Here is a 20,508-nt window from a genome sequence, read left to right as displayed (position 1 = left end):
CTTCAATGTCAATCTTACACTGGATTAATCATTTAAACGGAAAAAAACTAGCTCAGATTAAACATGCCCTGAGTTTTCAATAGCACAACACGTTATAAATATTTAATTCAAGTCGTTACCAAACATTGTAGAAATGGGTACTTAAAAAACACATTGAATAACGCTTATATAAATTCAAACCTAGTTCAACTAATGACGCAAGTTGCACTGCACATAAACTCAAAATTCGAAACGTTGTCTTTTTTGACAATGTTCACTAATGTTGAAGTTTCAGGAGAAAGAGACCAGCAAGTAAAACTGAATTTGGAAGAGATAACCAAAGATGAAAGAATGAATAAATTTCTTTACTATGGTGTAAGAGCATCACGAGAAAATGACTTCCAAAAGGACAACCAAAAAAAGAAAGATGATTTCTTGGTACATTTTAAGAGCGAATATTTACCTTATGCAGATTTATTCGCTAAAGAATTTAATGTTACTGTTAATGAATTTATAGAATTAATTGATTGGATTTTAGAAACTGTAACGGCACAGGCAAAACAGAGCGAAAAAGACTATGTTTATTTGAAAGATGACATTGTTGATGTTCAAGCATACAAAACAATCATGCTATTCAGCTTTAGCATGTTTGTAAAAAAGAAAGGGATTTTTGAAAAATTCGGAAATAAGTTCGATAAAGTTTTAAGTCGTTTAACTTTTCAAACGGGTCAATTTGACGAAGAACAGTTACGATTTAATTTAATAGCAAGACAGCCTTTAATTGACAAGGGTGACTTCCTTATTGTTAGCCCTGAAATTTTGCTTGACAGTTTGTTTGTTAATTCACATTACTCTCTTCTCGAAGCAAGCGACGTCAAAGAAGAATACAAAAAGCGATATTCGAAAATATTTGTTGATAAAATAGCAGCCATTGCGGCGACCCAAGGTTACCAAGAGTTTTCTCGAGAATTCGAATTGTATGAAGGGAAAAACCAAATTGGTGACATTGATTTAGTAGTAAAAAATGATAAAAATGAGTTTCTTCTAATTGAGGCAAAAAATCATGCTGTACCAATGGATGTTTATTTTCATGACCAAGAGGCTACAGAAAAACGCTTAGTCCAGCTAACTAATGAATGGGAGAAAAAAGTTCATAAAAGACAGAAACATCTAGAAGCTAAACACTCTGATTATGGAATTACCTCGACTTTTAAATATATAATTGTTTCTAAAACGCCTGAAATTCTTTCGCATTTTTCAGACTATTTAATCTTATCGTTAAATGAGTTTAAACATTGGATAGATACGAATAATATTGCAATGACATTTGAGGATATTTTCAATTCAGTATATAAACTTGACGAAATTCCTTTTACTGAAGAACAACTAATTAGTATGCAAAAAGAGTTATCGACAGGTTGGAATTTTCAAAAGGACTAATTCGACGCTAACATTGCATTGGCGATATACATTATCACATCATATATCTATTGCATTGTATATTCTTCCAACATCAGCTAATATTTCATGGAGGTACCTGATCTTTTCCGACAGGCAAACGAGATCATCATTGCTGATTTTATAATCTTCCTTATACCGCGTATCTATATAGGCTTTTTGCAACAGACTGAAAAGACGCTTTTCCTCATCGGTCTTCTGCCGGAAAATATCCGGAAGCTGATGAGAAACGAAACTGGCATAACGGATCAGCCTATCCAGGCTATGGGTATTGGCGTAATAACCGGCACTTGTTCTTAAAAGCGTACGCAATGCCTGTTCCGCCGATTGGTGCAGCATAAAAGCCGCCATTGCATGCTGTTTTCTAATACGGAAGAGTTCAGACCCGGCTAAAAACTCCTTCGCCTTCATTAGTCCGTCACTGTATTGCTTTTCCTCTTCCTTGTTCATACCAATGCCGGTGAAACCCTGGGGAATAACCATCGAGACGTTCCCGGAATCATAAATAGGTGAAGCGGATTGCCATACGGTAAGTGCAAACCTGTGGCCAGCCTTAAGCCAACTTTCGAAAGTGGCCGTTTGCAGCACAATGATAGTGACCGGCATAATGGATTTGCAGTTGGCTTCTATTTTATCCTGCCACTCATGTGGTTCTTTGTTACCGAAGCCTGGCATTAACACGAGCAGAAAACAGTCTGATAGGTGCTGCGAATCTGGTGCCGATTCATTAAATACACTTTCGCTCCTTCTATGCCACAAAGATGCCCCGAGCAGAAAAATCATATCGGGCTTCGCTGCTTTTACTATCATATCAATGAGGGGTTGCTGAAGAAAAGAAAAAGCATCCGGGCACAAGTGATATATGGTAAAGGGTTTCATAGCGCATCTTCTTTTGAGAGTTTGCGCCTTGGTTTGCGAAACCATTTTTTAAACCAATAAGTGTGGTGTTTATCCCGCCAGTCTGCATACAAGTCTATTAGCTTCATCTTACCATTTGCAGGAAATAATGAACCCAGTGCATCCATTTCTTTAAACATTTGCCTGATATCTTCTTCATTGTAATGATGCTGACCATAGCCATGTGCGATAAAGTAATTGATCAGGTGTTCTTTCGCCTGGTCTCTTCCTTCCCGCTTCCAACTGCCACAGGATAAATTATCGGTAAAATCCCGAATGATGTCCTCCGGGGTTTTATCCACCAACCGACAAAGGAGTAAGAATTGATAGGGAAGAATGAATTTAAATTCGGCATGGCGATCATATTCATTGATTTGCCATTTTAATTCCGGCTTGGGTTTTTGCTGGGGCTTTTTGCCGGTTGAAGTCTTTTTCATTAGGAAAAGTTTGATGTGAAGAATGGATTGAAAGACTAACCGGCAGGTAAAAAGGAGACGTGGGTTAGTCCTTACCGCTCTGGAGGGCTGCGACACCCTGATGACGAAATAAGGACGCCCACGTCCGAACCTTAAATGTATTAAGGAAAACGTGAGCGATTCACCTTATTTTCTCGTCATCTTAAAAAGTCGCAGTTTCCGAGCGAGAATAAAGCAAATGCGCTTCTATGTTACTGTTCGTATTTGAGTCATCTACTATTCATTGGGATGGTTATTTTGATCAATAGTATAGAAAAACACACCTAAGGTATAGAAAAAATTACTATTAAATTAAATCAGCGTATATTTTTTTTATTCTTTTATATCTTTCTATCTAACAATAGTATAGAAAAAGCTAATAATCAATGACAAAACTTGGGTTATACCTAGCTCAAAAATCCGTAAACAAGGCAGAGGTGGCTAGGAAAACGGGGTTAACAAAGGCACGAATGAATGAGCTTACATTAAATGAACGAAGTCACTTAAGAGCTGAGGAGCTTTATCGTATTGCGTTGGCAATTGATGTTAATCCATGTGAATTATTGACAACGCTATACGGAGATCTGGTTTCAAAAAAATAATCCTCTTTTATGCCAACCAATTTTTTTACAAATAAATCAGGTAATACACTAATTGAGAAGTTTGAAGCAGTATTCAAACATAATCCGGGTATCAAAAACTTTGACGCACTCGTCGGCTATTTACGAGCATCTGGATATTTTAAGCTTAGAGAGTCATTAGAGGGTGTTGAGAAGATAAGAATACTTGTTGGAATTAATGTTGACCGTCAAATACAGGAAGCTCATTCAAAAGGAATTGAGTTTTTTCAAAACTACGATAAAACAAAAGAAGAGTTTGTTCAGGAAATTCTGGAAGATATTGAGAAGGCTGATTATGATAAAAAAACAGAAAACAGTATTAAACAGTTTATTAGTGATTTGATTGAGAGAAAAATTGAAGTAAAAGCCCATCCTGATAAAAAAATTCATGCAAAGGTTTATATTTTTTACAAAGACATTTTTAATCAGCACAATAAAGAATGTGCTGTAATTACTGGTTCTTCTAACTTAACCGATGCCGGCTTGGGTTCTTCTGAAAAACATAACTATGAATTTAATGTTGAATTAAGCGGCTATGATGATGTAAAATTTGCTTATGATGAGTTTGAAGAATTATGGAAAGACGCAGTAAACATTTTAGAAGCTGACGCAGAGCATATAAAAAAGAAATCCTACCTGAAAGATGATTTCACCCCGTTTGAGCTTTATATCAAAATGCTGATTGAATACTTTGGCAACAGAGTGGAGTATGACCCCTATAATATTGAATTATTGCTTCCCGAAAAATATATGCGGCTGAAATATCAGACAGATGCTGCCAACCAGGGATATGCCATGATGATGAAACATAACGGTTTCGTTCTTGCAGATGTAGTTGGCTTGGGTAAAACGATTATTGCTTCAATGATAATTAAAAAGTTCATTTATGAAAATGGAAGCCATACTAAAGTATTGGTAGTTGTTCCACCTGCCATCAAGCAGGGATGGCAAAGAACAGCCAATGATTTTATGATTGATAACCATTTGCGTTATGTTACCATTGGGAGCCTGCATAATGTTTTAGATAAAGACAATACCGATTTTCCAGATGCCGAGTATTTTGATTTGATTGTTGTGGATGAATCACATAAATTCAGGAATGATTATACAGAAATGTATCTTTCTTTACAGGAAATTTGTAAAACACCAAGAAATAAACCCGGAGAAAATGGCGATAGGAGAAAAAAAGTAATCCTAATTTCTGCCACGCCACTCAACAATAGACCGGAGGATATAGAAAACCAGTTGTATCTTTTTCAGGATAAAAGAAATTCAACATTAGACACCGTTAAAAACTTACAAGATTATTTTAAACCTGTAAACGACAGATATAAGAAGTTGTCGGCAGAGGCTACTTTAAATATTCCTAAATTAAAAGCCTTGTTCAATCAATTGCGGAACGATGTGGTAGAGCCTTTAGTAATAAGAAGAACAAGAAAGGATATTGAAAATAATGAAGAATACCTTGATGATCTTAAAAAGCAAAACATTGTTTTTCCAAAAGTCGGCGATCCTGAAGAATTGCATTATGAATTAGACAAAGACCTTGCAAAACTTTTTGGAGAAACAGTTGATTTAATTGCCGGTGTTGATGACCACGGAAATACTTTACCAAACGCTATTCAATATTACCGATACAGGGCAATAGAATTTCTTTCTGATGAAGCCGACTGGAAACTTTATACAAAAGGTAAAACAACCGTGCAATCTATATCCGACAGGCTGGCTGCCATTATGCGGATATTAATGGTGAAAAGGTTGGAAAGCAGCTTTTTTGCTTTTAAAGAATCATTACGAAGGTTTCAAAAATCCTGTCAAAACATGATTGATATGTTTGCCAACGACAGAGTTTTTATTGCTCCTGATTTGGATATAAACAAATTAAAAGAAGATGGATTTTCTGATGATGCCATTTTGAAAAAAATGGAAGAGAAAGGGGGGAATAACAGAGAATTTAATGCCACTGCATTTAGTGCAGATTTTATTGAAAAGCTGCGATCAGAGAAGCAAAAAATTGATTCGCTTATTCGTCGTTGGCAGAATATCACCTACGACCCCAAAATGGATGAGTTCCTCAATAATCTTAAAACTACTTTTTTCAAAAAGTCAAAAAACCATAGCGGCAAGCTGGTAATTTTTACCGAAAGCACAGAAACGGCTAATGAAATTAAACTACGAATGGAGGAGGTTGGATATTCAAAAATACTTTCGGTAAGTTCCAATAACAGGGAAACAGAAGCCGCTACCATTCGCAATAATTTTGACGCAAATCTTGAAGAAGAACTTTGGCAACATGATTATGATATTATCATTACTACCGAAGTTTTGGCAGAAGGCGTAAATCTGCACAGGAGCAATATCATTATCAACTACGATGTGCCCTGGAATAGTACAAGGCTAATGCAAAGAATAGGCAGGGTAAACCGCATAGGTACAAGGGCTAAGAAAATTTATGTCTACAACTATTACCCGAGTGCCCATGGTAACGAACAAATAAGATTGATACAAGCCGCATTGCGTAAACTGCAGGCCTTCCATACTGCTTTTGGCGAAGACAATAAAATTTTCTCTTTAATGGAAGAGGTTGGAGATGGAGCTTTGCACGGCTTAAAAATTCAACAGGAGGAAAGTGAAATATTAAAGTACTTAAATGAATTGAGGGCTTTCAAAAAAGCCAACAAGAAAGATTTTGATGCCATAGCAGCAATTCCGAACAAGGCAAGAACAGGCAGAGATGAAGAAAGCTTATTGCACAAAGAAATAATACTTCAAGCTGAAACTCCTTTATCACTTCATTTAAATGATTCTTCGCTGTGTTATTTAAAGGCAGACAATCACCCAGGCATTTTCTGCTTTGTTTCCCAGGCTCTAAACCCACAGGAGTTGGGCTTTTTAGATGCTGCCAAAATATTTAAAGCCACTGCTGATGAAAAACCTGTTCCCTTGCATGAACTGCACTTTACACAGGCACAAACTGCCTATGCCCATTTCAAAAGCGAAACCATTCAAAGTAATTTCACCGGCATTTCAAAGAAAAGCATAAGCCCGGCAGAAAATAAGGCAATTACCAATCTCAATTTTGCCATTAAACATGCCCATACTCCGCAAAAAAAAGAAATATTAAAACTGTCTGTTAAGTCAATAGAATCAGGGGCCTTTAACAGTAAAGGGTTTCCAAAAGCTGTAAATGATTTCTTTGCAGAGCATACAAAACTATTTACACGGGAACCTGAAAGGTTTTACGATTTGCTATTTTCTGGCATCATTGACCGGTATAATTTCAGCAGCGATGCGACAAATAAAATTCACGTGCACGAAAATAGTATTGTCAATCCAAAGATTGTATTAACCGTAAGCATTAAATAATTATGGCAGGTAAAATTCAACTCCAACAGGCTTTTCAAAAAAAGTATGAGCTCAATCTTTTTATTAAAGATATTCTTTACCCTGTATTTGCAAATAGGGTTGTTGTTTATCAAAAACAGGTGAATGAGACTAGCCAGGCAAATGCTGCGGAAACCGAAATAATTAAATCGGTTATTAACTATGGCCATATTGATTTGGATGATGACAGTAAAGTAAAGTGCTACGAAATAATACTAAAATCTGGTGTCCGGCTCGAATTCAATAAAGTAAGCATCCAGCAATATGTAAGAAAATTACTCACTGCCGGTCAGGCTGTATTGGTAAATTTCTATCAGCCTGATGAAGTCAGGCTTTGGCGATTGAGCCTTGTTGCCAGCGATAGTAAAATTGTTGATGAAGAAATACAACAGGTAAAAACAAATGCCAAACGTTATACTTATTTGTTGGGGCCTTCTGAAACCTGCCGCACTGTCAGCGATAGGTTTGCAGAGTTAGAAGCCTTAAAAGATATTCACCTTGATACCCTCATAAAAGCATTCTCTGTTGAAAAACTAAGTAAATCCTTTTTTGATGAATATAAATTACATTACTCGGCTTTCAATAGCTATCTAATCAACAGTAATTATAGAAGCAGTGTTTTTAGCTTGGGAAAACAGCAAGATGAAAACGCCACAGAATACAAACCCATCAGGGATTTTGTAAAGAAAATGCTTGGCAGAATTGTGTTTCTTTACTTCGTACAAAAGAAAGGATGGCTGGCCGCTAGCAATACCGAATACACCGATGGCGATATCAACTTTATGATGAATCTTTTTTTGAAAAGCGGCGGCAATGAATCCTTTTATCCAAATTATTTATGCGGATTATTTTTTGAAGCATTAAATAAAGAAAGAAAAGACGATACATTCACGCTCTCCTTTGAAGAAGGTAAGCGTGAGGCTGTATGTATTCCTTTCCTCAACGGTGGTTTATTTGAAAAAGAAAAATTTGACAACAAAACTCTCACTTTCCCAGCTAAGCTATTTCACAACAAAGCAAATGACGAAGATCCAAAACACAGGGGGTTTCTTGATTTTTTAAACGCTTACAATTTTACTATTTACGAAGACAGCCCCGACGATCACACCGTAGCCGTTGACCCAGAAATGCTAGGGCATATTTTTGAAAACCTTCTGGAAGATAACAAAGATAAAGGGACATATTATACTCCGAAAGAGATTGTGCATTATATGTGCCAGGAAAGTCTAATTGAATACCTGAATACAAAACTAAATACCGATAACAGAAAAGACATTGAAGACTTCGTAAAAACTAAATTGGCTAACGACTACATTCAGAAAAACAGAAATCAGATTAATGAATACCTGGATACGGTAAAAATATGCGACCCTGCCATTGGCTCAGGTGCTTTTCCGATGGGCCTCATGCAAGAAATATTTAGTTTAAAAATGTCATTGTATGAATTAAGCAATGTAGACAAAAAATTGAATGAAGCGGAAATAAAAAACTACCGCAGCTATGTTAAGCTCAATATTATTCAAAACAGTATTTACGGTGTGGATATTGAAAAAGGTGCAGTAGATATTGCCCGCCTCCGTTTTTGGCTTAGCCTTATCGTGGATGAGCAATTGCCTAAAGCTCTGCCCAACCTTGATTATAAAATTGTAACCGGAAACAGCCTTGTAAGCAAATTTGACGATGAAGTGATTGACATAGATTGGGAAGTAAAAGCCGGAACAGAAGCCACTAAACGACTACAAAAGCAAATACATGATACCCTTGAAAAACTACTGGCAAAACAGAAAGAGTTTTTTAACTGCAAAGGCGACAAACAACAACTGCAAACTAAAATACGCGGGCTTAAAATAGAAGTGCTGATAAGCCAGTTGCAATTGGATAAATATAAATACGGCGAAAAGACCATTACCACTGCTGCCCTGTTTGAGCAAACCGCCAAAGAAAAAAAGAAAAATGCAGAAACCACTTTACGCCTTGCCGGTTATGATACTGCTATAAAAAAATTAGAAAAGCTGAAACTACAGCCAGATAAGCCTCTGAACTTCTTTGACTGGAAATTGGACTTCCCAGAGGTGATGAACCCATTGCTGAAAGAAAACGGTGGTTTAAATGAGGCAGGGTTTGACATTGTTATTGGGAATCCGCCTTATGTAAAAGTTCAAAACATTCCCAAAGAACTAACCCTCATTTTTAAAAACAAATTCTCATCAACAACGGGCAAGTATGATTTGTATGTGCTCTTTATTGAAAACTCATTTAATCTGAAAAAGAATAACGGGTGTATAACATTTATTAATCCTCACAGATTTTTAATTTCAGAATATGGAGAAGGACTTAGGAGTTTTCTTTTAAAAAGAAAAGCACTTAAACGAGCAGTATATTTTGGTGTGGAGCAAATTTTTGAGACAGTCACTACTTATACGGGTATATTTATCATAAAAGATTTGTCCGAGAAGTTGAGTTACGCAATACCGGATTCAAAAAACCTGAACGCACTGTTCTATAATGAAAAAATCTACAATGCTGATTTCAGCTTTAATTTCTCTATTGATGAAAATTCAAACTCGATTTTGAATAAAATCAACTTGCACAAAAAAGTCTCTGAAATATTTGAAGGGGTATATCAGGGTATTATTCCAATGGGAGATGACATTCAGGTTCTTAAAGGATATATAAAAGGTCAATATTTTCATGGCTATTCAAATGCATTGAACGCCGAAATTAAAATTGAAAAGGATGTTGTAAAGCCCCTACTTAAAGGAGAGAATATACAACGGTATACAGAATGCAATTCTGACATTTTTATTTTTTATCCTCATTATACCGATAAGAAGGGAAAGACAAAGCCGTTTGAAGAAAAACAACTGAAGGCACAATTCCCATTAGGTTACGATTACATTTCTAACTTCAAAAAGCAATTAAAAGAAAAGAAGATTAAGTACAAGACAAACCCTGCTTACTGGTATTCATTGCACAGAAGCAGAGAGCAGTTCCTTTTTGAAACTGAAAAGATAATAACGCCACAACTTCAAAACAAGCCTAGCTTCACATTAGACAAACAAAAATTTTACACCGATGCCGGAGGCTATATGATTGTGAAGCGAAAGCAATCAATGATTGATTTGAATGCCTACCTGGGAATTTTCAACAGCAAATTGTTTTATTACTTCATTCAAAAAACAAGCACTCCTTACAACAATAATTACTATTACTTTAAAACCAATTACATAGAACCTTTTGGTATTCCTGAATTGCCTGATAAAATTTCAAAAACCTTGTCAGAAAAGGTAGAATTAATAATCAACCTAAATATTAATGGCGAGAAGACGGAATCTATTGAAATGGAGATTGATAAGTTAGTTTATCAACTTTACAATTTATTGGACGAAGAAATTGCTATCGTAGAAGCTGGCTAAATTTCAATCGCATGATATTCTTCTTCAGATAGAGAAAATTCAGAATTTATCAGCTTCACTTCTGCGTAAGTAAGGTTGTAGAGCTTGTAAACTAAATTGTTTATTTCAGCCTCCAGTTTTTCAGTGGGTTTTATCGGCTTATTGGTTAAAACTTTTTTAGATAGATCTTCCAACTTTCTTCTCAGACCTAACGAAGGTTCCGGAAAAGAAATTTGTTTAATATACTCAGCTTTTATTGCAAGATTCAAAAATTTTGTTTCAAACAAATAATCAATAAGCCTCGAATTGATAATTGCAATCAAAAAATAAACAGAGTATTTGTTTGTTGTAGGTACAACAAAATTTAATCCCTGGGAACCATATACCCCGATTTCATCTACCGTTGCAACAATTCTTGGCTTTAGTCTTTCATTTCGAGTATTTTGAATAATAATTTTTGGTATTAAATCTAAATTCTCCTTTACACGAGGCCTATGAAGAGCATACCAGGCTGAAGATTTTTCTTCTGCGCTTTTAGAGTGTTGTAATTCTTTCTTGTAATGGCTCAAGTAACTAAGTGCTCTTGGGTATTTATTAATATTTATTTCATCGGTTAAATAAAGTATCCTCCTCTCTGTACTTTTTATCACCCATTTATTAAAATCTCTCCCATGCAACAAAATATGCAATAGTTCCTTTTCGATTTTAGCTGACTCCCATTGTTTTTGCTCATCAAAAATATATACAGGGTTATTTCCTGTAACGATTCCTTGGAATACTTCAAAATGCTTTTCTACATTAATATTTCTCGGATGAAACACTTTATCAAACACTTTGTTTGAATTGTCATCACCAGTAACACTTATTACGTTATCAAACTTTTTAAAGAAGTTTGTCTCTACCTGTGAAATTTTTTGCCTATTAAAATCAAGAGCATTAATAAGTTTAATTCCATGCACACCGGCTTTATCAATTAACAATATCACTGTATCTACAGTGGCGTCTAGAAAAATTTTATTGCCCGTATAGCAAACCGTTGAAAGCCAATTGTTGTCAAGCAATTTGTTTCTTAACGGCTTATAGGACAGATTATTTAAAACAATTGAAGGGATAATAAAAGCTAAGTGACTACCTTCTTTTGCGAGCTTAGTAGCAGAATAATCGATGAACAAGCTAAAAATATCGCTACGCTTAAAAAATGTATCAAACTTCAATTTGAAATAATCCTTTAGCTCCTTTTCCATTAATTCAACATTAATGTATGGTGGGTTCCCTAAGGTTATATCAAATCCCACTGCCTCATTTAAACCACCCCATCTTTTTATTAATACTGGAATAATATAATTAAAATCAAACCACTTATAACCTGCAATATTTGCCTATTTTAATTGGTTAAATCAAATTTTCATAGACAATGAATTATGGATATGTTCGGGTAAGTTCCGACAAACAAACAGTAGAAAATCAAAGGTTCGAAATTTCAAACTTCTGCCGGAAAAACGGAATAATTATTAATCACTGGATTGATGAGACTATTTCGGGTCTTACTAAAGTAGAAAACAGAGAGCTTGGCAACTTGCTTAGAAAAATGAAGAAAGATGATATTCTCATCTGCTCCGAGCTGTCAAGACTTGGCAGAAACCTGTTAATGATTATGGGTATTTTAAATGAGTGCATGAATCGAGATATACAGGTTTGGACTATTAAGGATAATTATCGCCTGGGCAGCGACATCAATTCTAAAGTACTTGCATTTGCTTTCGGCTTGTCAGCGGAAATTGAACGAAATCTCATTTCTCAACGTACCAAGGAAGCCCTGGCTCGTAAAAAAGCAGAAGGCGTAAAACTAGGCCGTCCTGTTGGCCGTAAATCGTCAAAAACCAAGCTTACCGGTCAGGAGAAAAAAATTAAAGAATTACTCGATAGACGGGTCTCTTATTCAGCAATTGGCAGAATAATTGGGGTTCACAGACTTACTGTTTCTTCGTTCGTAAAAGCAAATGGCAAAAAATTATATTTAATTGATAAACAATTATTTAAATTCAAAAATATACCTGTAAAATAAAATAATGTCCTTTTTTTGATTTCAAAAGTTAGACACTAAAGTACATTTACTGTCCTTTTTTGGCTAAATTTGTGACACTAAACAGCGCCAATACAGTGTCAACGGATTTTTTAACAGAACAAATCAAACAGCAATTTACCGGGCGGCATTCAGTTACCCGTAAGGAATTGTTTGACTTTTACAGATCGTTTGAGCCGGATTTAAAAGAAGCAACTTTCGGATGGCGTATTTATGCCCTCAAAGAAAAAAATCTTTTAAAATCTGTACAAAGGGGTGTTTATACATTATTGGTAAAGCCGCAGTTTCATCCCGCTCTGGAAACCAGGCTAAAAGAACTGGGAGCAAAAATCAGCAAGCAGTTCCCTTCTGCTAGAACTTGCGTATGGAGTACCAGGTGGCTTAATGAATGGACAATACACCAACCCGGCAGGTTTTTGATATTGGCTGAAGCAGAAACATCGGCTATAGAATCCGTTTTTTATTTTCTGAAAGACAGCCATTATAAAAACGTATTTCTTAACCCCGACGAAGATTTGCTTGAACGCTACGTTTATGAACAAACGGAGACCATTATTGTAAAAACACTTGTATCAAAAGCGCCATTAGAAAAGGAACGAAATATCAGCGTTCCATCGGCAGAAAAAATACTGGTTGATTTATTTGTTGATAAAAAACTCTTTGCCCCATTCCAGGGAGATGAACTGGTGAATATTTTCAACAATATACATAAAGGATATGCTTTAAATATTACAAAGCTTTTGGCTTATGCCAGGAGAAGAAACAAAGAAAAGGAACTGCGTGATTTTATAACAAAAAATACAAAACTAAACGAGTTGATACACGAATGATACTGCCATCATCATACACCCCGGACTGGATAAGAGAAAAAAGAAAGACTTATTCCAAAAGCGACCCCACCATTATGGAAAAAGTCATTTATGCTCTTTCATTGGTGGAGCAACTGGCTCATGCAGGATTGAACTTTACGTTCAAAGGAGGAACAAGCCTGCTATTAATTTTGCCGGAACCAAAGCGCTTCTCCATTGATGTAGATATAATAACCACTGAAAGCCGGGAGAAGCTGGAAGCAGTATTAGATGCGGTGTGCGAAGCCCGGGTATTTACAAGGTTTGAATTGGATGGGTTTAGAAGTTATAAACCGGGCATACCGAAAGCTCATTACTTGTTAACCTTCTTTTCGCAATGGGACAACAAAGAAAAAGTGATTTTGCTGGATGTGTTGTTTGAAGAGCATGGATACCCGGCATTAATACAAGCTCCTATCGTAAATGAGTGGGTAGAAACAGATACTAACCCGGTTACAGTTCAGATTCCTTCGGCAGATTCCATTACTGGTGATAAACTTACAGCCTATGCCCCCAATACAGTAGGAATCAGGTTCAGAGTTGAACATGCGGACGGAGGGGTAACTGAAAAGCAGATGGAAGTAATGAAACAGTTGTTTGATATAGGAATTTTGTTTGACCGGCTCACTAATTTAACCCATTTCAGGCAATCATTTGAAACCACATCAAAAAAAGAAATCGCTTACAGGGTAGAACTGAATCTCACAGTAGAAGATATACTGAACGACATTATCGACACCTCTCTGATGATTGCATCGCTTGGGAAATCCTTTGACCCTAAAGGAGATTATTCTCATATAGCAACAGGGATTAACCAACTGAAGTCCTACATATACAATGGGGCTTTCCGCAGTGATGAAGCCGTTTTGGCATCTTCTAAAGCTGCCTACCTTGCAGCTATAGTTTTAACGGGGTATGATGGGGAAATACATCGCTGGCGTGAAGGCAATGATATTAAACAATACTTTATAGCCCCAGTGGACTATCAATTCCTGAACAAAAGAAGAAATATCCCCGGCGGGCCGTTGTTTTACTGGTATCATACATTGAGCTTGTTGGGAAAATTGTAATTGCACAAATTGCATATTGGTTGCACAACAATTGCACAACGTATCGACTAAATCAGTCCACCAGCGGATCATAATAGGTTCAGTGGACTGACTAAAAAAGAAAACTATTGTCTGAGCCAGGTATTGATAAAAAACTCTTCATATTACGTTCTCTTTTTAAAGGACGTGAAGATGTATTCGCACAGCGCTGGGAAAAGGGAACTAAAAGCGGTTATATACCTGCCTATTTTTACGATCCCTACCGATACAAGGCGCATAAGATGAAGGGAGGAACTTTTCAAACATACACTGATAAAACCTATTTGCCGTTAACAGACGAACAGCTTATAAAACATTTGAACGGCGAACAGTTAGTAGGCCTATATCCTCTATTACAGGATAATACTTCATGGTTTATTGCAGCGGATTTTGATGAACAGAATTGGGTTACAGATAGCAGGAAATTTCTGGAATGCTGCCAAGCTAAAAACATACCCGCGTACCTGGAACGTTCCCGTTCCGGAAAAGGCGGGCATGTATGGATATTTTTCAGCCAGCCCTATGCCGCTATAAAAAGCAGGAAAATCATCCTATCATTTTTAGCGGAGTCTGGCATCATTTCCGCATTTGATAAGAATTCAAGTTTTGACAGGCTTTTTCCTAACCAGGATATACTTTCAGGAAAAGGGCTGGGAAACCTAATCGCCCTCCCCTTACATAAGCCTGCACTTGAACAAGGGAATAGCTGCTTTATTTATATGGAAACCCTCCTACCCGTCCCAGATCAATGGGATTTCCTGTCGAAGGCTCAAAGAGTGGATATTAAAAAATTAGACAAGCTTTTTCATTCCATTTCCGCTGGCAAAACTCTTAACATAGGTTCTGCTGAAAAAGAACATACTGATCATCTGGTAATTTCCCTAAACAACAACCTTCTGTTGAACCGGTCAGCCATGACTTTGGCGCTCGTCAACTTTCTCAAAGAAGAACTAAATTTTTCGAACACTGCGTTCATCATCAAAAAGAAGATTGGTAAAAATACATTCGGTACTGAGCGATATTTCCGTTTTATAGAAGAAACCGAAAATGATGTTATTATGCCAAGGGGATTTGCCGGCAAATTATTGCGGTTCTGTAAAGATATCGACATCCCATTTAGCTTTGAAGATGAGCGAAAGAAGAAAGCACCTGTTTCTTTCAATTTTCAAACGGAATTGAGAAATTACCAGGTTCCGGCTATTGAAGCTACAACTAAAAAAGATATGGGCGTAATTGTAGCCCCACCAGGTTCAGGTAAAACAATTATCGGTTTAAAGATTATTTCCGGTAAACAACAACCTGCTTTGATAGTTGTACATCGTAAACAATTGATGGATCAATGGATGGAAAGAATTGAGGCATTTCTTGGAATACCCAAACAGGAAATCGGGAAAATTGGCCAGGGGAAGTCAAAGATCGGTACACACGTTACTGTCGCTACCATTCAAAGCCTGGCGAAAGCGTTAACAAAAACCGAAAGTGCCGAAATAAAAGATGCGTTTGGAACGATATTGATAGATGAGTGCCATCATATTCCTGCTGAAAGCTATAGAAACACTATTCAACAATTCAACAGCCATTACTTATATGGCCTTACAGCTACACCTTTCAGGAAATACAACGATGGAAAACTGATTTTCATACACCTGGGTGAAATTATTACAGAAATAACTGCAAAACAAACCGGTAAGCATAAACAGGCATCTGTTATCATCCGGAATACGGAACTCGAAGTCCCTTTCAATTCAAAAACGGACCAGTTTGAAACAATGTCTAAAATCCTGATACATGATTCCAGCCGGAATAAACTCATTTTACAGGATATAACCAATGAATTGAATAGCGGGAAAAAAGTGGTTATTCTTACAGAACGGAAGGAGCATATCGATTCTTTACATCAATACCTCAAGCAGTCTTATGAGGTAATCACATTAAGCGGTGAAGATGCCGAAAGCAGTCGTGCCGCCAAATGGAAAATATTGAATACCGGCAATTATCAGGCTTTGATAACAACCGGGCAATTCTTTGGCGAGGGAACAGACCTCCAAAATGCAAGTTGTTTATTTCTGGTGTATCCCTTTTCCTTTGAAGGCAAATTAATACAGTATATAGGAAGAGTTCAGCGTTCGGAACTTACACCTGTAATATATGATTACCGAGACATCAAAATTGACTACCTCAACAGGATGTTTCTCAAGCGGAATACATATTACAGAAAACTGGTAAGGCAGGCAAATTTGTTTGATGATCCAATTGAAGAAGAAATTGTTTATGCGGAAAAAAGTACACTCTTAACTGTTGACAGGGAAATAAGTGTACCATTAGAATTGCTGGAATTCAGATACGGCAGCATTGCCTTTACATATTCCATTGCCGAAACAAATACCAAAATAGAATTTGAGATTCAGCACGACGAAATCCGACCCGAATTTGAAGTATTAAAACCCTATTTTGCAAAAGCCTTGAAGTCGAAAAATATTAGAGTAGCTATCTATGCAGAGATAGAAAAAGGCCAGTTGGTTGCTCAATTAGCCTCCTCAGACGATCTTAAAAAGATAGACCGGCAGATTATTGAAGGTGTTCGATTTCAATTTGTCACTAAACCACTGTTTGGGAGGGGATGTACAAATACCAAAACTGAATTCGGTCAGTATCTTCAGACCGAGCACCCTTTATACGAATCGGGTGAAGAACTGCTGGAAGATATGCTGAGGCATACTCAATTCAAGCATCACAGGCAGCTTCGCTATCTGGCAGATAATCACGCCGGGCATTTAGCGAAAGTCCGGTTCGTGTTGCAGCCGTTTTCGTTCGTCTTTCTTTTGGAAGGCTCGGAACAATTTCACATTGTTCTGGAAACACTGGATACAGAAGAAGCCAGTTATTTGTGGCATTTTCCAAAAGCAGTATCCGATTTACCATCAAGATTAAAGGAAATAGACCGGTACCTGGATATTATCCGAAAGCGCGGCAGACAGGCTTTCCTGATGGCGTCGCCGGAAAATTTTAGCCGAATTCTTCACGATTACTCGGATAGTCAAAAAGGGTTCATTCTTTGGAAAGATATACTGGAAGAAAGGTTGGTTTAACGGTAATAGTTATTACATCCCTCCTGACATTACCACTTGGAATGCAAATAATTTTAATTGCACATTGATTGCACCATAATTGCCTCAAATGACTCCTAATGCCTCATTATGAGTTCAGAAGAGCCCATACAATGCAGGGTTTTGATTTCAAATTTTTGCCAGTAAAAGCCATTTACTGTCCATTTTTTGATTTTTGTATCAGAGCTAATGCATTCTTATTCAATAATTTAGAAAAATTAGTTGCATTCAGTAACCGAGCTGATAGGAGTCACAGTGAATTATTTTCTGCCGGCAGACTTTTCCAGATTTTTAGCCTCTGTTCTCAGCCGTTCAGCCTTCTGTAAGCGTTCAAAATTGAGCCGGTGTTCTTCTTCTGTTTCAAGAACTTTTTCTCTCATATTCGGATATGTTTCATACAGACTGTCCAGTCTGTCAAGGTAAAGTTGAAGACTTTTATGGGTAGTATCCAGCCGCATCTGCCGGTATTTTGTGTCATTGGCGATGAAGCTGTTTAGCTTGCTGGTCGTTACATACCAACCTGAACATACTAGGCAAATCCCAACAAACAATCCGGCGGAAATCCATATCAGTTTCGGAACATGGTGCTGGTGTATTACTTTACTCGTAGGTTGTTGCTTTAGAGCTTCAGCTACCAATTCCAGCCGTTTTGAAAAATGCGCCAGTTTTTCCGGTAACACCGAAGCTTCGCTTATATCTGAACGCAGTCTTTCCATGCTATCTAATAGTTTGTTCAACGGTTCTGCATGAGCAGGTATTTCTTTCAGTTTTCCTTCCAGGGCGTCAATCTTTTTATCCAACCCCTCCATTTTTCGGGAGGTTACTTCCATAAACGCTGCACTGGTATTATTATCTTGTTGATTCATGATTTTACATTTAACTTTTAAAAACATGGCTACCGGCTAAGCTGTTGTGACCTCTTCTTTTTCTTTTGGTGTAGTGCTTTCTCAGTTAACTCATAGGGTATTTGTCCTTGTGTTTGTTCTACGTTCAGCAGCATATCCATAGTCTTTTCCAACCTATTACCAATATCCTGGTAAAATTCCTTTCCCTGCTTTTGCACTTGCCTTTGTTGTAAGGCGAGTATTTTTTCCAAACCGGAAAGAGAAAATTTTCGGTCTACCTGACTTCCTTTAAAAGAAATATTGTCCACCTTAAAACTTACCCCCTGCTTTTCTTGCGTATGGCTTTTGTATTTATACAGCGTTTGGATACCCTGTTTCAGGAGGCACTTTTCCAGTTCTTCCATTGTTTGGCAATGTGGGAGATTTTCGGAAATGGCGATATAAATTTTGTACTTGTTTGCTTCCAAATTACTAAGGGCTTCCATGTTTGTGAGGCGAAGATTTTTTCCCAATGCCGGAACTAATTTGTATTCCTGGGTAAGCCGCTGGGCAATTTTCTTTCCCTTTAGTCCTATCCAGCTATCGCTGATAGCCTTTCCTTCATTGTTGACCATGTTGGCAACAATATGCACGTGAAGATGCGCTTTATCCGTGTGCTTGCTGATAGCATATTGGGTATTTACGATTCCTAATTCCTTAAGATACTTCATTGCGATCTCCTTCATTGTTTCATCTGATGGCCTTTCGCCTGGGTAAAAGCTGAGAATGGAATGAAAGCAGGCCTTCTTTTTATCCGGTTTCAATTGCTGTTGGGTCTGAAAATCTTCTGCCATTAACTTATAATCGTGTCCTCTTACACCTTCGGCAACCAGCAATTCTGCACCGGGTTTATTACTGATATATCGGCAGGTATGGTAAAAAGAATTGGCAGGAACCGGTTTACTGATCATGACTTTAGTTTTTTAAGCAGTCCATCAATCAGGTTCCTGTAGTGCTCGAAATACTGCATAGCTTCAAACAGACCATCCCGGTGACAAATTTTTGCCACTTGGTTTATATTCACTGACATGCCGATTAACTGCCTGACAGTTTGGACTTCGTCGGCAGTAAGCCGGGGAATTATCTTCCCCTGGATTGTCGTTTGCCGGATATAAATCGAAGCATTTACACCTGCCTGAGCAGCCTTTTCCCGGATAATAAAATACTCGTGTCGGGTAAACCGTACGCAGGCCCGTATTTCTTTTTTAATGGTTTTAACCGGTCTTCCGGCTTTTTTCTGTTTCTTGCTCACTGTTTCCATACATCCTCCTTTTAAATTGTTTTCTGTATTTCCTTTTGCGACCAACGGGAGTAAAAGGCGAGCGTGGTTGGCGAACCGGGTTTTTGTTCGACAACAACACCGCTCGCCTTAAAAACTTCAAAAAGTCTTTATATCGCTTGGCGGTGTATTTGCTATTTCAAAGCGACCTTCCCGTTTTTGTCTCTTCCCTATTTAAATAATAGGCGGCTGTACCCTATCGTAAAGCATCATTATTGAAAACTTTAGGACTATTAACCCCATGTTTCCGGATATTATCCTTTAAATCCAGCCATAGCCGTATGGAGTAATCCGCCAGTTCATACATTTCTTCGGCTGTTAGTTGGTGTGGGTTTGAAACTGCTGGTGTGGGTTTTTCCTTTTCTTCATTGGAAATATGTGAGAAAATATTGGGAGCGTATCCTTCCGCTACTTCCAGAGATTTGCCGATTCCAATGCTTCCCGTATAATTTGATCTGTTTCCCTGTACTTAAAGTCAGGGTTCTTCTTTTAAATTCTGCCATGATTAATTGTTTTTAAAATGAAAAATTGAATCCTCTTTATTCGTTTTGATTGCAGACGATGCGTATTATTTCCAGATTGGTGGAGGGCGTGGCGGGAATATTTGCTGGACTATATAGAGCTGCTGGTGAAAGAAAAGAGAGTTGCGGGGGAATAACTTTTCCCTGAACTTATAGGTACATACTTGGGTCAGTAATAATTTTTTCATCCTTCCTCACATTTATCTTTCTCACAAAAAAGTCCTGCTGCCTCCGAAAAGGTAGCAGGACTTTGGCAATCAGGCTCCAATTGCAGCCAGTCGCCGTAAATCATCCATAAAGTGGTTCGAAAACTGTTCGAGAGGGACTACACCACCGGAAAAGCATAAATTTCTATTGCTTTTCCGGTTTTTTATTTCCCGGAACCTAACATCCTCATTTCATCTTTTTATATATTTAACGCGTTGTGCTATTGAAAAATATTTGATAATCAATGAAGCAAAAAATGTTGTGTCGTTGTCTAGGTAAGTGACCAAACCAACCAAAACACGT

14 protein-coding genes are annotated in these 20,508 nt (G+C 37.3%); 8 read left to right on the top strand and 6 right to left on the bottom strand.

Features of this window, described 5'->3' with window-relative positions; all coding sequences use genetic code 11:
* The first annotated feature begins 192 nt into the window (after nt 1-192).
* Nucleotides 193-1,419 (top strand): hypothetical protein, encoded by a 1,227-nt coding sequence (locus tag BLU98_RS17265; RefSeq protein ID WP_092727054.1) that lies wholly within the window; start codon nt 193-195, stop codon nt 1,417-1,419.
* A 39-nt stretch (nt 1,420-1,458) separates the two neighbouring features.
* Here BLU98_RS17265 and BLU98_RS17260 read toward each other — a convergent pair whose 3' ends face one another.
* Both BLU98_RS17260 and BLU98_RS17255 read right to left on the bottom strand, forming a co-directional pair.
* The gene (locus tag BLU98_RS17260) at nt 1,459-2,316 is read right to left on the bottom strand and encodes a HEPN domain-containing protein (protein WP_257575094.1); all 858 of its coding nucleotides are present in this window, start codon (nt 2,314-2,316) and stop codon (nt 1,459-1,461) included.
* Entirely contained in the window at nt 2,313-2,771 is a 459-nt protein-coding gene (locus BLU98_RS17255; RefSeq protein WP_092727052.1) for a hypothetical protein, read from the bottom strand. The genes BLU98_RS17260 and BLU98_RS17255 overlap by 4 nt, the downstream gene beginning before the upstream one ends.
* A gap of 404 nt (nt 2,772-3,175) precedes the next feature.
* Between BLU98_RS17255 and BLU98_RS17250 the strand changes: the two genes are divergently transcribed.
* From BLU98_RS17250 to BLU98_RS17240, 3 genes are read left to right on the top strand one after another with little or no spacing between them, the layout of a single operon-like run.
* Nucleotides 3,176-3,391: a helix-turn-helix domain-containing protein gene (locus BLU98_RS17250; protein WP_092727051.1), complete on the top strand. Its 216-nt coding sequence runs from the start codon at nt 3,176-3,178 to the stop codon at nt 3,389-3,391.
* A 9-nt stretch (nt 3,392-3,400) separates the two neighbouring features.
* A complete protein-coding gene (locus BLU98_RS17245) occupies nt 3,401-6,775 on the top strand; it encodes a helicase-related protein (RefSeq protein ID WP_092727050.1) in 3,375 nt (1,124 codons plus the stop codon).
* Between the two features lie 2 nt (nt 6,776-6,777).
* A complete protein-coding gene (locus BLU98_RS17240) occupies nt 6,778-10,209 on the top strand; it encodes an Eco57I restriction-modification methylase domain-containing protein (RefSeq protein WP_092727049.1) in 3,432 nt (1,143 codons plus the stop codon).
* On the opposite strand, the gene BLU98_RS17235 is transcribed toward BLU98_RS17240, so the two are convergent.
* The gene (locus BLU98_RS17235; protein ID WP_504739189.1) at nt 10,206-11,513 is read right to left on the bottom strand and encodes an Eco57I restriction-modification methylase domain-containing protein; all 1,308 of its coding nucleotides are present in this window, start codon (nt 11,511-11,513) and stop codon (nt 10,206-10,208) included. The genes BLU98_RS17240 and BLU98_RS17235 overlap by 4 nt on opposite strands.
* 89 nt (nt 11,514-11,602) lie before the next feature.
* Here BLU98_RS17235 and BLU98_RS17230 point away from each other — a divergent pair, with 89 nt between their 5' ends.
* The 4 genes from BLU98_RS17230 (at nt 11,603) to BLU98_RS17215 (ending at nt 17,296) form a co-directional block, all read left to right on the top strand.
* Nucleotides 11,603-12,253 (top strand): master DNA invertase Mpi family serine-type recombinase, encoded by a 651-nt coding sequence (locus BLU98_RS17230; RefSeq protein ID WP_092727047.1) that lies wholly within the window; start codon nt 11,603-11,605, stop codon nt 12,251-12,253.
* Between the two features lie 59 nt (nt 12,254-12,312).
* Nucleotides 12,313-13,101, top strand: a complete 789-nt coding sequence (locus BLU98_RS17225; RefSeq protein ID WP_257575093.1) for a DUF6577 family protein — start codon at nt 12,313-12,315, stop codon at nt 13,099-13,101.
* A 74-nt stretch (nt 13,102-13,175) separates the two neighbouring features.
* Nucleotides 13,176-14,189: a nucleotidyl transferase AbiEii/AbiGii toxin family protein gene (locus BLU98_RS17220; RefSeq protein ID WP_257575092.1), complete on the top strand. Its 1,014-nt coding sequence runs from the start codon at nt 13,176-13,178 to the stop codon at nt 14,187-14,189.
* A 107-nt stretch (nt 14,190-14,296) separates the two neighbouring features.
* Complete coding sequence (locus BLU98_RS17215; RefSeq protein ID WP_257575091.1) at nt 14,297-17,296, top strand: DEAD/DEAH box helicase; 3,000 nt, start codon at nt 14,297-14,299, stop codon at nt 17,294-17,296.
* A 278-nt stretch (nt 17,297-17,574) separates the two neighbouring features.
* On the opposite strand, the gene BLU98_RS17210 is transcribed toward BLU98_RS17215, so the two are convergent.
* Genes BLU98_RS17210 through BLU98_RS17200 form a run of 3 tightly spaced genes read right to left on the bottom strand, consistent with a single transcriptional unit; the run spans nt 17,575 to nt 19,459 of the window.
* The gene (locus tag BLU98_RS17210; protein ID WP_139174007.1) at nt 17,575-18,180 is read right to left on the bottom strand and encodes a hypothetical protein; all 606 of its coding nucleotides are present in this window, start codon (nt 18,178-18,180) and stop codon (nt 17,575-17,577) included.
* A 29-nt stretch (nt 18,181-18,209) separates the two neighbouring features.
* The gene (locus BLU98_RS17205) at nt 18,210-19,109 is read right to left on the bottom strand and encodes a relaxase/mobilization nuclease domain-containing protein (RefSeq protein ID WP_092727044.1); all 900 of its coding nucleotides are present in this window, start codon (nt 19,107-19,109) and stop codon (nt 18,210-18,212) included.
* Complete coding sequence (locus BLU98_RS17200) at nt 19,106-19,459, bottom strand: plasmid mobilization protein (RefSeq protein WP_092727043.1); 354 nt, start codon at nt 19,457-19,459, stop codon at nt 19,106-19,108. Before BLU98_RS17200 ends, BLU98_RS17205 begins: the two co-directional genes overlap by 4 nt.
* Nucleotides 19,460-20,508: the final 1,049 nt, after the last annotated feature.

This window comes from Hydrobacter penzbergensis (genome assembly GCF_900106985.1).
GTDB lineage: Bacteria > Bacteroidota > Bacteroidia > Chitinophagales > Chitinophagaceae > Sediminibacterium > Sediminibacterium magnilacihabitans.
Note: the sequence above shows the minus strand (reverse complement) of the source record. Positions and strands in the feature narration are given on the sequence as shown.